A 14,359-nucleotide genomic window follows, 5' to 3' on the forward strand; every position below is an offset into this window, starting at 1 on the left:
GAGCTTAATTCTAGATTTCGATTCTAGATTCACTCCATCCCGCCGTCCAGGGCGTGGGCCATGCCCGCCGGGTCAGCCGATGCGCAGGGGGAGCGCCCGAGGCCCGCGCACCTGGCTGGCGGCCCACGTCACCGACGCCGGATCGGCCAGCTCGAACACCGGAACCCGTTCCAGCCACACCTCCAGCGCCACCCGCAGCTCCATCCGGGCCAGGTGGGAGCCCACACAGCGGTGGATGCCCAGCCCGAAGGCGGCGTGCCGGTTCACCTCCCGGTCGATGACCACCTCGCCGGCCCGGTCGAACTGGGCCGGGTCGCGGTTGGCGGCGGGGAAGGAGAGCAGGACCCAGTCGTCCTCCTTCATGTCCACGCCGTTCCAGGTCATGTCCTCCCTGACCAGGCGGGCCATGGTGACCGGCGCGTAGGCGCGCAGGAACTCCTCCATCGCGGTCGGCAGCAGCCCCGGCTCCGCCACGAGCCGTTCGCGGTCGGCCGGCGTCTTGGCCAGATGCCACAGGGACGCGCCGATCGCGCTCCACGTCGTGTCGATCCCCGCGATGAGCAGCAGTGTCATCGTGCCGACGACGTGCAGGGGCTCCAGCTTGCGGCCGTACAGCTCGGCGTTGATGAGGTACGTCGTCAGGTCGTCGCGCGGGTTGGCGACGTGGTCCTGAATCTGCGCCACCAGGTAGTCCGTGAGCTGGTCGAAGCCCTGCAGCCGCTCGTCCTGCGGCTTGTTGATGCTCTCCAGCGCGATCTCGACGAACCTGGCGAAGCGCGGGCCGTCCTCCGGCGGGAAGCCGAGCATGTCGGAGATCACCCGCATGGGGATGTGCTGGGCGTACTCGCGGGCGGCGTCCACCACCTCCCGGCCCTCCATCTGGTCGATCAGCGCGTGGCAGAACGCCCTGGTCGCCTCCTCCCGCTTGGCCACCGCCGACTTGGTGAACGCCGGCAGCAGCAGCTTCCTGGCGTCGTGGTGGAAGGGCGGATCGGAGGAGATCGGCGGCACGGCTCCCACCGGGGCCAAGTCCTTCGGCGGGCGCACGTTGCTCACGATGATGGCCCGGGAGGTGAAGCGCTCGGTGTCGTACGCGACCGCGGCGACGTCCTCGTACGTGGTGGGCAGCCACACCCCGCCGAACCGCTCGGTGTGCGCGATCGGGCAGCGCTGCCGGAGGTCGTCCTGGATCGGATAAGGATCGGCCGCCCATACGGGATCGACATGGGAGAAATCGGTCGCCCAGTCGGCGACCGGGTCGGTGACGATCTCGGTGACGGTGCCGATCGGGCGGCTCTTGCGCTGTTCCTCCAGTTCCTCGCCGAAGCGCTCGCCGGCCGTCATCGCAGCGCTCCGTCCAGCACCTCGATCGCGCGTTCCGGGCAGTTGGACGAGGCCAGGCGCGCACCCTCCTCCTGCTCAGGCGGCACTTCGCCACCGCCGAGCACGGTGCCGTAGCCCTCGTCGTCCTCGCCGAACAGGCCGGGCGCGAGGTCGTAGCAGCGCCCGTGACCATGACAACGTCCGGGGTCGATCTGTACCTTCATGGGCTCTCGTTTCCCGTCTGTGGTGGGACACGTCGTTGAGCGAATTAAAAAAGCGTTCATTTGTCCCGTCAAGCCCACGGGGTTTCATCAGGACCGTTGTTGTCTGACGGCCTTGCAGATGTCAGTACGGCACCAGGGATGTCAGTGGACCTGGCAGTAGGCCCATCGGAGATGTCAGTAGGCGCGTGTACAGCAGGGGGTCGGCCAGGGAAATGAGGACGGTATGGCCCCGTCGGCTGGCGTTGGTGGTGGCACCGGCGTCCGGCGAGTCGTTCGCGTCGTGGGTAGATCGGATGGCCCTGCGGAACGGATGTCCGGCGTGGACGATTGTCGAGGCGTTAGGGCTCGATATACGCGGGAGGTGACGTCCGTTCACTGGCGTACGGCATCGTCACGACGCCGGAGACGCGTAGGGCGATCGAGGCTGCCACAGGCGTGAGCTCGGAGGTCGTGCGTGGGATGCACCTGGAGGTGTTCGACGGCTCGGCTGTGGATCTGACAGGTGTCCGCGTGGGGGAAAGGACTCAGTCCGCCTGGCAGAGAGGGCTATGCGAGTGGGCGGGCGAACGAGTCCACGATCTACCGGATCTGCCCTCGGGTCCGGGGTGGTATCGGCTGCGCTACCACGCCGTGAACATGGACGAGGGCGCGGAGGTGAACAGCTCGATGGACGTGGTCATTGACCGCTATCTGCTGCGGATCTGGCCGCAGGATGCATCCACACCGCATGTGGTCAAAAGCACGAGCCACCAACTTGCCTACTGGCGCAGTGTGAGCTGAGCTTGGACCCCGACGCCATAGCCTGCGCCCAATCCAACCCGAAGTATGACATGTGATCTTCGACCGGCTACTGCCAACGCGGATGACGCGAGCGCTCATATTTTGACCCACGTCGAAGTGACAGCGCCGAGGTCGGCCGCAGGTCTCACTGTCATCTTCGCTGCGTCCAGACATCTGGTGTCTGTCAGGGGCAGGGCGGCGGCCGTGAGCAGCGGGGAGAACCTTGATCGAGCGGAGGGGTGACGGTCTACAGCAGGTGCAGGTCGCGTGCGGCCTGGACGGCGGCTCTGCGGTCGCCGACGCCGAGCTTGCGGTAGATCGCCCGGCAATGGGTCTTCACGGTGTTGAGCGTCACGTACAGCTCCGACGCGATGTCGCGTTGCGACAGGTTCGCCGGCAGATACCGCAGCACGGCCAGCTCCCGCTCGGTCAGTTGCTCGGCGAGCACGGCCACGCGACCGGCCCGCGCCTCGGCGACGCCATGGCGGGATCGCGTACGCGCCAGGTAGCGACCGGCGATGCCGGGGTCGGGGCAGCGGGCGAAGACGGCCCGGGCCTCGGCCAGGAGCGGCTCTCCGGCCGGATCGCCCAAGCCGATGAGCGTGTCGCCGCAGGCCGTCAGGACGAAGCCCAGGGCAAGATCGGTGGAGGCCCGTCTGGCCAGGCTCAGTGCGTGCGTCGCGTCCGCGTGAGCGCGCGCCGGGTCTTCGCCGGTTCTGGCTCGGATCGCGTAGGCGGGCGCGATTCCGTGATAGGAGGCCAGCCCGAACCGCCGCGCCGTGTCCACCGCCGTGCACGCGGCGCTCTGAGCGCTCACCGCGTGGCCGTCGTCGAACTCCACCACGGCCAGGTACACCAGGGCCAGGACCTGCGCCGTCCTGATCTCGTCGGCGGCGGCCATCTCGGCCGCGAGCCGCAGGGCCCGCCTGGCTTCGCCGGCCTGCCCCGCCCACGCGTAGGCCGCGCCGGCCGCGGTCGTGAGATCGCTTGAGTACGCCATCAGGGACGCGCTCACCTGCCGGGCGGTGCCGAGCGCGGCGGCGACGTCACCCCGGGCGAGCTGGATGTTCACGCGCAGCGAGATCGACGGGGTCTGGTCGAAGCCCTCGGGCGCCGCGTCGAGCATGATGCCGAGCCACTCCTCGGCGCGCGCGTAACGACCGCTGATGTATTCGCACCAGCCGTACATCAGAGCGCACCACGTCAGGGTCTTCGCCACCTCGCCGAGCCGGTCGAGCAACCCCCGCAGGGTCTCCGTCTGGCCGTCGGCGATCAGCCGCGGTCCGTGCACGAGCAGCAGCCGGCCGGCCTTGTGGAGGTCACCGCAGGCGAGCCGATGGACGATCGCCTGACCGTGATCGCCCTGGGCTTCGAACCACGCCGCGGCGCGGGCGTGGAGGCCGGGGACGCGCTCAGGGAAGGCCTGGTGCGCTTCGAGCCGCAGCAGATCGCGAAAGAGGTGGTGGTAGCGGAACCAGGTGCGGGTGCGGTCGAGACCGATCAGGAGCTGGTTGGCGCTCGCGGTGTCGTTGAGCCAGGCCGCCCCCCCGGACGCGTCGGTGACGGCATCGACGAGGGCGCCGTTGAACTGGTCGAGTATCGACGTCTCCAGCAGGCGCCGCCGATCGTCGGCGCCGACCGTGGCCAGGAACTCGTCGCGGAGATAGTCGACCACGAACTGATCGTCGCCCCGGAACGCTTCGATGAACCCGCCGGGGTCGGCGGCCCGTTCGAGCGACAGGCCCGCGAGCACGAGTCCGGCGGCCCAGCCCTCGGTCCGGCCACAGAGCTGATCGAGAAGAGCCCGGTCGAGCGCGGGCGAACCGAGCAGACCGGCTGCCTCGTCGGCGTCGAAACGTAAGTCGGCGCCCCGGACCTCCGCCAGCTGATCGCGTACGCGTAGCCGGCCGAGCCGGAAGGGCGGGTCGATCCGGGTGGACAGCACGATGGTGACCTGGTGCGGGCAGAGCTCGATGAGGCGTTCCACACCGCGCTGCACGCCGGCGTTGTCGATCAGGTGGTAGTCGTCGATGACGACGACGAGCGGGCCGGCGACGGCGGCGAGCTGGTTCACCAGAGCGGTCACGACCACGAACTCGTCGCCGTTCGAGCCGACCACGATCGCCTTCAGGTCGTTCGCGGCGATCGGGTGCGCCTGCCCGATGGCTTCGGCCAGATAGGACCAGAACCTGACCGGGTCGGAGTCGCTCTCCTCCACCTGCAGCCACGCGACGGCTTCTGGCCGGCCGGCCAGCCACGACGCCAGCAGGGTCGACTTGCCCGAGCCTGCCGGGGCGCTCACCAGGACCAGGCGGGCCTGGCCGCCGACGCCGCGGTCGAGGAGGTCGTCGAGCCTGGAGCGGCGGACGAGCTGACCGGGCGGCGGGGGCGGGCGCAGCTTGGTGGCCGCCAGGCTCGTCTCCCCCATCGTGCTCACGTTCTAGAACCTACCGCCCCGGATCTCACCCGGGTGAGATGGCCGGCGGTGTGAGGCCGCGTCATGCCGCTCGCCGTGATGATCGGGTCATGCGTCAGCCGACCACTTACGAGATCGTGATCCGGGGCCGGGTCAGTGCCAGGCTCCTGCGGCCGCTGCTCGACGACTTCACCCTCGACCATGCCGGCGACGGCGTCACCCGCCTGGTCGGCCACATCGGTGACAGCTCACACCTGCACGGCGTCCTGGCCCATTTGATTTCGGTCAACATCGAAGTGATCTCCATCGCGCCCCTCGGCGCTGATGGGCCGGGACGGCGCGCGTGAAGATCACCGGCACGCGAAGGGAAACGATGATGGAATCTCACCAGCGCAACGCCGCGACAGACGGCCAGAGCGGCAGCACGGCGGGCGGCACGATGCGGGCGATCGTGCAGGACGCCTACGGCTCGGCGAACGTCCTGCGCCTGGCGCGGATCGCCCGGCCGAAGGTCACCGGCGACCAGGTGCTCCTGCGGGTGCACGCGGCCGGGCTCGACCGGGGCACGTGGCATGTGATGGCGGGCCTGCCGTATCTGATCCGCCTGGCCTTCGGATTCCGCAGACCGAGGAATCCGGTGCCCGGGCGTGATGTCGCCGGCACGGTCGTCGCGGTCGGTTCGGCGGTGACCAGGTTCTCCGTGGGCGACGAGGTGTTCGGGGTCGCCCCGGGCTCGTTCGCCGAATACGCCGTGGCCCGCGAGGACAAGCTGGTCCGCAAGCCGGCGAACGCCACCTTCGAGCAGGCCGCGGCGGCCCCGATCTCGGGGGTCACCGCGTTGAGGGCCGTGTGCGACGTCGGCCGGGTCCAGCAAGGGCAGCGGGTGCTGATCACCGGCGCGTCGGGCGGGGTCGGCAGCTACGCCGTGCAACTGGCCAAGGCCTCCGGGGCGGAGGTCACCGGCGTGTGCGGCCCTGCCAAGCTCGACCTGGTGCGCTCGCTCGGCGCCGACCATGTCATCGACTACACCCGCGACGACTTCGCCGACGGCGCCCAGCGCTACGACGTGATCATCAATATCGCGGGAAACCCCACCCTGTCACGGCTGCGCCGCGCGCTCGCGCCCACCGGGACGGCCGTCTTCGTCGGCGGCGAGGACGGCGGCCGGCTGACGGGAGGCATCGACCGGCAACTGCGCGCCCTGGTCCTGTCACGCTTCGTCGGCCAGCGGCTGACCGGTCTCATCGCCAGCGAACGTGCCAGTGACATCGAACGGCTCGGCGACCTCATCGAGGCGGGCAAGGTGACGCCGAGCATCGACCGAACCTTCGCACTGGAGCAGGCGCCGGAGGCCATGCGCCACCTCGTCGCGGGAAACGCGCGAGGAAAGATCGTCATCACCGTCTGAGCCCGTCCTGTCATCAACGAGACCCGGGGCCGTCGCGGCGCTCGGGCTCGTCGGCTACGCCCTGCTCATGGTGGCCCCGTCGATGCCGCCGGGGCGGCATCGACGGGTGTCACATTCGTGGCCGCACTTTCGTCGTACAGGCGACGGCCGCCGCCGACCGTCGGCCATCTGGACGAAGAGAAGCCACATGTCAGCAGAGCAGGTCACCGGCAACAGGCGTTGTTCAGCCGTTTCCACGAGGCGATCAACAGCGGCGACGCGGAGATGATCGCCAAGACGATCGACGAGCTCGTCGCGCCGGATGTGCTGTTCCACGCGCCGGCGCCGATCGACGCGACGGGGGTGCAGGCGCACAAGCAGGTGCGGACGGTGCTCCTTCGCGCCTTCCCCGACCTTCGCGTCACGATCGAGGTCGTGATCGCGGAGGGCGACAAGGTCGTCTACAGGAACACGGTCACCGGCACCCACCGGGGCGAGTACCGGGGGCATGGCGTCGACGGGCAGATCCGTCACCTACAACGAGATCTTCATCTTCCGGTTCGCCGACGGCCTGATCGCCGAGATCTGGGGTCGTGGACGTCTTCTCGCAGCTGCGGCAGCTCGGCGCCATCCCGACCTCGCCGAGGCACCTCCGCCGGGGCATCAGGCTCTCGCGCGCCCCCTTCGAGGGCTGAGATGTTCTCCCGACAGTTGATCTTCGGCTGGCTACTGCCAACTTCGATGACGCAACCACCGGTATTTCGACGTGAGTCGAAGTGACAGTGCCCAGGTCGGGAGCAGCTCCCACTGCCATCTTCGCTGCGTCCAGACAGTCGTGAGTCACAAACTTGCTGATCAGCAACGACTCCTGCTTGAGGTGGCGATGCGCCGGCGGCCTGCGCTGATCGCGGGCCGGGTGGTGAGTGCCGGTCAGTGGTTCGCGGTCTTGAGAGCGACGGCGATGCTCATCATCGATGAACTCAGCTTCACCGGCAACCTGCTGGACGCTCTGCGCTACTTCGTGGACCAACCCCGCTACGACCCGTGGGCCGGCACCCTCTGGCATGAATACTGCGACGACTGCCACCCCACCGCCGTCACCAACCGGGTCCTCAACCACCCTAAGATCAGAACCGTCGACCCGGCGCTGCTCAAACCGCTCGCCCTCTGCGAATCCGGCGCGCCCCACCACCTGCATCCAGCCGAAACCGCCGAAGGCCTCGACCTGCCCGAGGCCGCGCTGCTCCTGGCCGGCGAAGGCACCCGACCCTGGCAAACCACCTCAGCCGTCCGGGCATCCTTGAAGCGAGTACGGGCCCAACAGTTGATCTTCAGCTCCGTACGCCACCACCCGCGTGGTTTCAGGATACTGTAGGCCCCTTGAGCCTTCTTGCCTGCTGGTCTTGGGGATGCTCCTTCGCAGAGAAAGGCCAGCTGGTCGTGTTGGATGAGGCTGTTGCTCGTTACACCGACATGTGCGATCAGTTCGGTGAGGACATGGCCTACACGGTGACGATTCCCGACTCGGGCGTCCTCACCATCGACGACGCCGTGCGCCGCATGGGATATACCGCTACCGACCTGCAGGACCCCGACGACCTGCCGCATCCCCGCGGCAGCATCTCACTTCACCAGGTCGGTGCTGGCATCGTCACCCTGGATTGGGTCTTCCCCGTGCCCGAGCGCCGACAGGTGACTGACCACCTGGGCGGCGAAGGTTTCCGGCACTGGTATGTGGCCTTCGACATCAACGGCTGCACCAGCATGCACGTCCGTTACGGAGAAGCCGAAGGTGACCTTGAAGGTCCCGAGCCGGCCTCCCGGCCTTTCACACCCTGGACCGAGGTTCTCGGACCGATGAGTGCCTATGTCGGTCTCTTCAACAGGTGCTATGACAGCGAGGAGGCGGATGCGTCAGTGGACATCGTCGCAGCCTGCCTCGCTGTGGTCGAAGCCCAAAGCGGCGTTCGCCTGGATTGGGAGCTGATGAACAGTCCCGCTCCGATTCTGTCACTCCCGATTCCAGATTTCGCTTAGCACCCACGGCACCCACCGCAGAAAGCGCTGGAGGTCGCCGCCCCCTTGATGCTGGGATGCTCCGGCATGCTCAGCCTGATCATCTGACGGTCGCCTGATCCCTGCGCGGGTCAAGAAGAACGATCTTCGGTCGACTACTGTCAACTTCGATGACGCGAGCGCCAGTATTTCGACGTCCATCGAAGTGACAGTGCAGGTCGGGAGCAGCTTCCACTGTCCTCTTCGCTGCGTCCAGACACCGTTGTCCGGCGCGCTCGGGGATGTCAGAACGGCACGGGTCAGGTCCCGAATGCGAGGAGTGCATCTGCTTTCTCGCCTTGGCCGGCACGACGCTCGCCCTGGACCTGGCCGCGCGCTGACAAGCACTGAGGATCTCAAAGCCCCGGAGGCCAGAGCCATGGTGCCTCCAGATCGAACTGCTCGACGAACTCCGCACGCTCGTACCGACGCGCTGAACGCCCTTGCACCCACACCGCGTCCACGTCCGGGAAGGGCAGGGTCGAGATGGAGTGTTCGTCGAACGCGTCCGCCACCGTCGCCAAGACGGTGTTGTTCGACGCCGGCGACGGGAACGGGTTCAGCACTGCCAAAGACGACGGACCGAGGTTGTCGACCGTTGGCTACGCTGGGGCACGGTCGGAGCGGGTGCGTCAGGATCCCGCTCGGTGCTCGACGGTCAGTGTGCTGCGGTGACTGCCCGCTCGCGCAGGGCGTCCAGCTTGGCTGCATGACGAGTGCCCGGAACGGCCCAGTTCAGGACGATGTGCAGGTCAGCGCGCTCGATGGCGAGGATGTCGCAGTCGACAGTGATCGGTCCGAGCTCCGGGTGCACGATCGTCTTGTGCGAGCCCTCGAGCGGCAGGGTCTCGTAGCGCGCCCAGAGCTCGTCAAAGCGCGGCGACGTGCGCAGACCGTCGATCAGCTCTGCGACGGCGCGGTCGTCCGGATATCGGTCGGCAGCCCGCCGCAGATCAGACACCATCATGCGCTCGAACGCATCGGTGTGTGCAGCGTCTCGCTCCACGCCGGAGGCGCCGGCCGGCGCCTCAGCGGCGAAGTGTCCCCAGATCATGTTTCGAGCCAGTGCGTGGTCTCCCGCTCGGGAGTCAAGCACGGTGGGCGTGCCGAACAACTCTCCCCACAGCGGGTTCCACTGCACGGCATCCCACGTGGCGGTGAAGACGGCCACCGGTGTGTCGCTCATCCGGTCGATCATGCGCTGCACACCGGCCGGTATCTCTCTCGGCACCGAGCCTGAGGGAGGGACCGCCGAACCGGCGAGACGATAGAGCACTTCCCGGTCCACGGCGTTCAGGCGCAGCACCTCCGCCAAGGCCCGTAGCACCGGGGGCGAGGGGTTGGTCGCACGGCCCTGCTCGAGCTGCACCAGGTAGTCAAAGGAGATGTCGGCCATCAGCGCCAGCTCCTCACGCCGCAGGCCAGCCACCCGGCGGCGGCCGCCGGCCGGCAAGCCGACGTCGGCAGGGCCGATGCTCTCTCGCCACGCGCGCAGGGCGCTACCTAGCTCGGTCCGGGTACGCATTCTTTCAGTATGAGCCGCTGCCTGCGGGGCTGGGTGGTACTGGCAGTCATAGCGAGAACGACGCCTGGTACCGCCCCGCGAGCACGCAGAGGATCGACTCGTCGGAAGGGCGCTTCGCCGTCCGAGTGCGGCGATTCGTGACGGGCCCCGTCGCCCTTCTGCCGAACAGATCCCCGGCAGCGGCTCACGTCGCTGCCAGCACAAGAAAGATCTCGTGATGACACAGACCATCGGAATCATCGGCTCAGGCCTGGTCGGCGGTGCGCTCGCCCGTTTGGCCGTCGACGCAGGCTACAACGTCGTCCTCAGCAACTCGCGGGGCCCGGAGACGATTTCGGGACTGGTCCAAGAGCTCGGACCGCTCGCACGCGCCGGAACCGTCGACGAAGCGATCGCGGCGGGTGACATCATTGCGCTCCCACTGCCCCTGGCCAGCTTCGAGGCGTTGCCGGCTGACAAGCTCGCCGGGAAGGTGGTCCTTGATCAGACGAACTACTACCCCGAGTTCTGGCGCAACGCCGAGCTGGACAACCTGGCGCTCACCTCGAGCGAACTCGTGCAGCGCCACCTCAAGGACTCCATCGTCATCAAGGGGCTGCACAACTTCGACTGGAACCACATGTACTCCAACGCCCGCCCGAAGGGCGACGCCGAACGGATGACGATCCCGGTAGCAGGGGACGATGATGACGCCAAGCGGCTCGTGACGCAGTTCTTGAAGTCGATCGGCTACGACGTCGTCGACGCCGGCTCGCTCGCCGAGAGCTGGCGCATCGAGCCCGGCGCTCCGATCTACTTCTGGCCGTACGCGCCCGTAGTGCCGGACGGACTCACCGAGGACGAGGAGAAGCGGCACTACCTCGAGGCCCCGGTGCCGCCCGTCACAACCGAGACAGCCCGAAAGATGATCGACCGCGCGGTGCGCCCGTCGCCCGTCGGCGGAACGCTTGCAAGCATGCCTCCGGCTCACGTCGCCATCTTCCTGGCGCTTGCGAGCGGCAACACCGTCCAGAAGTAGCGCGCACCCGCAGGTGCATGTCGTCCGGGCGGCGGTGTCCAGAGCGGCCTCGACCGGACGAACCGTCCGGAGGGCACGGGCAGGGCCTGGGTGGTACCCGCAGTCCTGGGGAATACGGGCGCCTGGCACCCCAGAGCAGGCGGCCCGAGGATCGATCTCGTGCCGGCCGGTCCTGGTCGAGGAGCGGTCGGCCTGGCTGGGTGGCGGCGACCTGGAACCGCCTGTAAGTCGCGCTGATCCAACCGCGATCCATCACCGAACGAGGAATGTTCAATGTCACTGTTGCTTTCTGGGAAGACCGCTCTCGTCACCGGGGGCTCACGGGGTATCGGTCGCTCGATCGCCGAACGCCTCGCGAGCCAGGGTGCGACCGTCGCGCTCACGTACAACGCGAGCAAGGCCGGCGCCGACGAGGCGGTCGCGGCCATCGAGGAGGCAGGGGGAAGCGCCGTCGCGCTGTACGCCGACCTCGCCGACGCGGGGTCGATCCCGGACCTGTTCGACCGGCTCGACCGGGAGTTCGCCGAGCGCACCGGGAGCACGGCGCTCGACCTGCTGATCAACAACGCGGGCAATTCGGGTTGGGGCGGCATGACGGACGCCACGCCCGAGAGCTGGGACGCCATGTTCGCGGTCCACGTCCGAGCACCGTTCTTCGTGGTCCAGTCGGCGCTGGGCCGCCTCGCCGACGGCGGACGGATCGTCAACGTCTCCTCCGCGGCGGGCACCCGGCCGATGCAGGCCGTCCCCGTCTACTCCATGGCCAAGGCGAGCATCAACAACCTGACCCACACGCTCGCGATCGAGCTCGGACCGCGCGGCATCACGGTGAACGCCGTGGCGCCCGGCTGGGTGCGCACGGACATGAACACAGCGGTGCGTGAGAACGCCGACCTCGTGACCGCGATCGAGGCGGACACCGCGCTGGGACGGTTCGGCGAGGTCTCCGACATCGCAGCGGTGGTCGCCTTCCTGACCTCCGAGGACGGCCGCTGGGTGACAGGTCAGGTCATCGAGGCGAGCGGCGGCTACAAGCTCTGACCGTTCTGGCACCGCAACCAACCAGCTCCACAGAGGAAGACATGCGCATCGGAATAGTCAACACAGGAAACATCGGACGAGCGCTGGCCCGGGCATGGCTCGCCGCGGGCCACGAGGTCATGGTGGCGAAAGACGGCGGGCAGCAGAAGCTGGACGCGTTCATCGAGCAGAATCCGCGGGCCATCCGTGGTACTCCCGGGGAAGCGGCCGAGTTCGGCGATGTGGTGCTGTTCTCGGTGTACTGGCCACGGCTGGACGCGGTGTCGGGCGCCGTCGGGCCCATCGACGGGAAGATCATCATCGATACCATGAACCCCCTGCAGGTGAGCAGCGACTTTGAGCACTTCTACGACGCCGCGTTCATGGCGCGGTCGTCGACCAGCGAGGAGCTACAGCGCCGATTCCCACGTGCACGGGTGGTCAAGGCCTTCAACACCATTCCTTCGAACCTGCTCGACGAGCCGCTGCGGTGGTTCGCGCCGGGCTCCCTGCCGGCAGTGTTCCTCGCCGGAGACGACACCTCGGCCAAGGTCCAGGTACGCACGCTCGCGCAGGACGCCGGCTTCACCGCGCTCGACGCGGGCCCTCTGACCTCCGCACGCAACATCGAGCAGCTCAACGTCCTGGTGCACCTGCTCGCGGACAACCAGTTCGAGGGCGCATCCGACAGGATCGCGCCGGCCGTTGCGGTCGCAGCCGGAGCCCCGATCCGGTAAACGGGCACGGGCATGCGCTGAGGCAGCGGACCGGCAAGGCGGCCACAGAGCAAGGCACACATCTGTTCTCGACGAGTTCGGATACGCCGGCTCCCGGTCTGACCAGGGGCGACATCACAAAGATCGCGATTCAGGCGGGTCGGTCCGGAGCAGATGACGAGCGTCGGGGCGCTGACCTGGGGGAGCAGTTCGGTCTCGGAGAGGGCCCGGGTTGCTGTCGGCCCGGGCGGCGCTCCAGGCGCCCGCCGTCCCTGGGAATTCCAGTACCACCCAGTCCCTGAAGCCGCGCCGCATACTGGAGAAATGAAGACCCATACCGAACTGGGCGCCGCCCTGCGGGCATGGCGAGGGCGGATCGGCCCAGCCGACATCGGCCTGCCGGTCGGCGGCGACCGCCGGGTGCCGGGACTACGGCGTGAGGAGCTGGCACTGATGGTCGGCATCTCAGTCGACTATCTGGTGCAGCTCGAACAAGGCCGCGCCACCAACCCCTCTTCTCAGGTGCTCGGGGCCTTCGCGCAGGTGTTTCGTCTGAACGCCGTGGACCGGGAACTGCTCTACCGCCTGGCCGGCTCGGTCGCCCCACCCTCGGGCTCAGTGCCCAACGAAGTACCCCGCGGCGTGCAGCGCATGATCGACCGGATGAGCGACACCCCGGTGGCCGTCTTCACCGCCGCATGGGACGCCGTGCAATGGAACCCGCTGTGGGGTGAGCTGTTCGGCAACGCCACCGAGGTGGGCCCCCGGACACAGAACCTGATCTGGGGCCACTTCGCCGGCGCGCCGCCCGCCGGCACGTCCCGCATCGATCGCGACCCCGCGCACACCGACGCGTTCGAGCGCAGAATGGTCGCAGACCTGCGACGGGCCGCCGACCGCTATCCCGACGACCGTGCCGTCGCCGAGCTGATCGGCGGCCTGCGCGAGGCGAACCCACGCTTCGCCGACCTCTGGGCCCGCTACGAGACAGTGCCGACCGGACGCTCACGCAAGACCGTCGTCCACGCCGAGCTCGGTGAGATCACGCTGGACTGCGACATCCTCACGATCGAGTGCGCCGACCTGCACATCGTGCTCAACTGGGCCGAACCCGGCACCCCAGACGCCGAAAAGCTCGCTCTGCTGCGCGAACGGATAACCGCGACCGCGCACCGCTGACATCTCGGCTGGTGACCGGATCACGTCTCACATAACTGTCAGGCAGAGGCATCACCGCCCAGGGCGACGATCGAGCACAGGGGTGTCCGAGAGCCAGGACAGCGTCAGCGGCAGATCCGAACGCGGCAACACCCGCGGCTCGAAGGCGGTGATCTCGGCGATCTTCCCGTCCTGGACCCGCAGCACGTTGAGCACCTGAGCCCGGTACTCCGCTTTCCCGGCACGCGAACGTACCCGCAACCGCCGGCTGCTGGTTCGCCCGGGTCGGCACGCTCCGCCACTCTATCCGGAACAACGGCGCGTCGGGGCCGAGGGCGTGGGCGGCGAAGTCCGTGACCGACTGGCGGCCGGAGAACCAGAAGGGAAGCGGAGGCATCCTCATCCGCGCGTCTCCACTCAGCACCTGTGCGAGCGCAGCGGTGTCCGCCTGCTCGTGGGCGTCCATGAAGCGCCGCAGCAGGGCCCGCTCCCGCGCGGTGGCGGGCGTCGACGCCGCCCACTCCTCCCGGCTCTGCGGAAGGTGGATCTTCAGGTCGGCCGCGCCCGCTGCGCCCCGGCCCCTGCCGGCTGGGGCGACGGCATCGCAGAGGTAGCGGTGCAGCGATGTCTTGGGGATGCCGGTCTTGGCCGCGATCTGGCTGAGGGAGTCGCCCGACGAAGATCCGCTCGTCCGGGATGCCGGCGAGCGGCAAGGGCGTCGAGCTGACGATCGAGGG

At 68.2% G+C, this 14,359-nt stretch carries 16 protein-coding genes; 10 read left to right on the top strand and 6 right to left on the bottom strand.

The genetic code is table 11. The features are described 5' to 3' along the window. Positions 1-72 precede the first annotated feature (72 nt). Complete coding sequence (locus tag OIE67_RS17735; RefSeq protein WP_326641660.1) at positions 73-1,344, bottom strand: cytochrome P450; 1,272 nt, start codon at positions 1,342-1,344, stop codon at positions 73-75. Further along, positions 1,341-1,547: a ferredoxin gene (locus OIE67_RS17740; protein WP_106246865.1), complete on the bottom strand. Its 207-nt coding sequence runs from the start codon at positions 1,545-1,547 to the stop codon at positions 1,341-1,343. Before OIE67_RS17740 ends, OIE67_RS17735 begins: the two co-directional genes overlap by 4 nt. Positions 1,548-2,177: 630 nt before the next feature. Here OIE67_RS17740 and OIE67_RS17745 point away from each other — a divergent pair. Continuing rightward, entirely contained in the window at positions 2,178-2,327 is a 150-nt protein-coding gene (locus OIE67_RS17745; RefSeq protein WP_326641664.1) for a hypothetical protein, read from the top strand. Between the two features lie 247 nt (positions 2,328-2,574). Here OIE67_RS17745 and OIE67_RS17750 read toward each other — a convergent pair whose 3' ends face one another. Next, positions 2,575-4,755 carry a LuxR C-terminal-related transcriptional regulator gene (locus OIE67_RS17750; protein WP_326645381.1) on the bottom strand — a complete coding sequence of 727 codons (2,181 nt, stop codon included), beginning with the start codon at positions 4,753-4,755 and terminating at the stop codon, positions 2,575-2,577. 98 nt (positions 4,756-4,853) lie between these two features. Here OIE67_RS17750 and OIE67_RS17755 point away from each other — a divergent pair, with 98 nt between their 5' ends. From OIE67_RS17755 to OIE67_RS17775, 5 genes are all read left to right on the top strand, one after another. Beyond that, positions 4,854-5,090, top strand: coding sequence for a hypothetical protein (locus OIE67_RS17755; protein ID WP_326641666.1), 237 nt, complete (start codon positions 4,854-4,856; stop codon positions 5,088-5,090). A 26-nt stretch (positions 5,091-5,116) separates the two neighbouring features. Further along, complete coding sequence (locus OIE67_RS17760) at positions 5,117-6,151, top strand: NAD(P)-dependent alcohol dehydrogenase (RefSeq protein ID WP_326641668.1); 1,035 nt, start codon at positions 5,117-5,119, stop codon at positions 6,149-6,151. 117 nt (positions 6,152-6,268) lie between these two features. Continuing rightward, positions 6,269-6,910, top strand: a complete 642-nt coding sequence (locus OIE67_RS17765; protein ID WP_326641670.1) for an ester cyclase — start codon at positions 6,269-6,271, stop codon at positions 6,908-6,910. A 55-nt stretch (positions 6,911-6,965) separates the two neighbouring features. Further along, positions 6,966-7,505, top strand: coding sequence for a hypothetical protein (locus OIE67_RS17770; RefSeq protein ID WP_326641672.1), 540 nt, complete (start codon positions 6,966-6,968; stop codon positions 7,503-7,505). A 5-nt stretch (positions 7,506-7,510) separates the two neighbouring features. Continuing rightward, a complete protein-coding gene (locus tag OIE67_RS17775) occupies positions 7,511-8,167 on the top strand; it encodes a hypothetical protein (RefSeq protein ID WP_326641674.1) in 657 nt (218 codons plus the stop codon). 374 nt (positions 8,168-8,541) lie between these two features. Here the strand turns inward: OIE67_RS17775 and OIE67_RS17780 are convergent, their stop codons facing one another. Continuing rightward, positions 8,542-8,751 carry a hypothetical protein gene (locus tag OIE67_RS17780; RefSeq protein ID WP_326641676.1) on the bottom strand — a complete coding sequence of 70 codons (210 nt, stop codon included), beginning with the start codon at positions 8,749-8,751 and terminating at the stop codon, positions 8,542-8,544. Between the two features lie 92 nt (positions 8,752-8,843). Beyond that, complete coding sequence (locus tag OIE67_RS17785; protein WP_326641678.1) at positions 8,844-9,710, bottom strand: helix-turn-helix domain-containing protein; 867 nt, start codon at positions 9,708-9,710, stop codon at positions 8,844-8,846. A 217-nt stretch (positions 9,711-9,927) separates the two neighbouring features. On the opposite strand from OIE67_RS17785, the gene OIE67_RS17790 reads away from it, so the two are divergent. From OIE67_RS17790 to OIE67_RS17805, 4 genes are all read left to right on the top strand, one after another. Beyond that, positions 9,928-10,728, top strand: coding sequence for an NADPH-dependent F420 reductase (locus OIE67_RS17790; protein ID WP_326641680.1), 801 nt, complete (start codon positions 9,928-9,930; stop codon positions 10,726-10,728). A 273-nt stretch (positions 10,729-11,001) separates the two neighbouring features. Further along, positions 11,002-11,769, top strand: coding sequence for an SDR family NAD(P)-dependent oxidoreductase (locus OIE67_RS17795; protein WP_326641682.1), 768 nt, complete (start codon positions 11,002-11,004; stop codon positions 11,767-11,769). 41 nt (positions 11,770-11,810) lie between these two features. Continuing rightward, positions 11,811-12,485, top strand: a complete 675-nt coding sequence (locus OIE67_RS17800; RefSeq protein ID WP_326641684.1) for an NADPH-dependent F420 reductase — start codon at positions 11,811-11,813, stop codon at positions 12,483-12,485. A gap of 303 nt (positions 12,486-12,788) precedes the next feature. Next, the gene (locus OIE67_RS17805; protein WP_326641686.1) at positions 12,789-13,643 is read left to right on the top strand and encodes a helix-turn-helix domain-containing protein; all 855 of its coding nucleotides are present in this window, start codon (positions 12,789-12,791) and stop codon (positions 13,641-13,643) included. A 51-nt stretch (positions 13,644-13,694) separates the two neighbouring features. Here OIE67_RS17805 and OIE67_RS17810 read toward each other — a convergent pair whose 3' ends face one another. Further along, entirely contained in the window at positions 13,695-13,838 is a 144-nt protein-coding gene (locus tag OIE67_RS17810) for a hypothetical protein (RefSeq protein ID WP_326641687.1), read from the bottom strand. Between the last annotated feature and the right edge of the window lie 521 nt (positions 13,839-14,359).

This window comes from Nonomuraea fuscirosea (assembly GCF_035917475.1).
GTDB lineage: Bacteria > Actinomycetota > Actinomycetes > Streptosporangiales > Streptosporangiaceae > Nonomuraea > Nonomuraea fuscirosea.

Excerpts from the sequence above, each read along its gene's own strand:
- OIE67_RS17800 (WP_326641684.1), top strand. The coding sequence starts at position 11,811 with ATGCGCATCGGAATAGTCAACACAGGAAACATCGGACGAGCGCTGGCC.
- OIE67_RS17735 (WP_326641660.1), bottom strand. The coding sequence starts at position 1,344 with ATGACGGCCGGCGAGCGCTTCGGCGAGGAACTGGAGGAACAGCGCAAG.
- OIE67_RS17740 (WP_106246865.1), bottom strand. The coding sequence starts at position 1,547 with ATGAAGGTACAGATCGACCCCGGACGTTGTCATGGTCACGGGCGCTGC.
- OIE67_RS17790 (WP_326641680.1), top strand. The coding sequence starts at position 9,928 with ATGACACAGACCATCGGAATCATCGGCTCAGGCCTGGTCGGCGGTGCG.
- OIE67_RS17750 (WP_326645381.1), bottom strand. The coding sequence starts at position 4,755 with ATGGGGGAGACGAGCCTGGCGGCCACCAAGCTGCGCCCGCCCCCGCCG.
- OIE67_RS17785 (WP_326641678.1), bottom strand. The coding sequence starts at position 9,710 with ATGCGTACCCGGACCGAGCTAGGTAGCGCCCTGCGCGCGTGGCGAGAG.
- OIE67_RS17760 (WP_326641668.1), top strand. The coding sequence starts at position 5,117 with ATGATGGAATCTCACCAGCGCAACGCCGCGACAGACGGCCAGAGCGGC.
- OIE67_RS17805 (WP_326641686.1), top strand. The coding sequence starts at position 12,789 with ATGAAGACCCATACCGAACTGGGCGCCGCCCTGCGGGCATGGCGAGGG.
- OIE67_RS17795 (WP_326641682.1), top strand. The coding sequence starts at position 11,002 with ATGTCACTGTTGCTTTCTGGGAAGACCGCTCTCGTCACCGGGGGCTCA.
- OIE67_RS17755 (WP_326641666.1), top strand. The coding sequence starts at position 4,854 with ATGCGTCAGCCGACCACTTACGAGATCGTGATCCGGGGCCGGGTCAGT.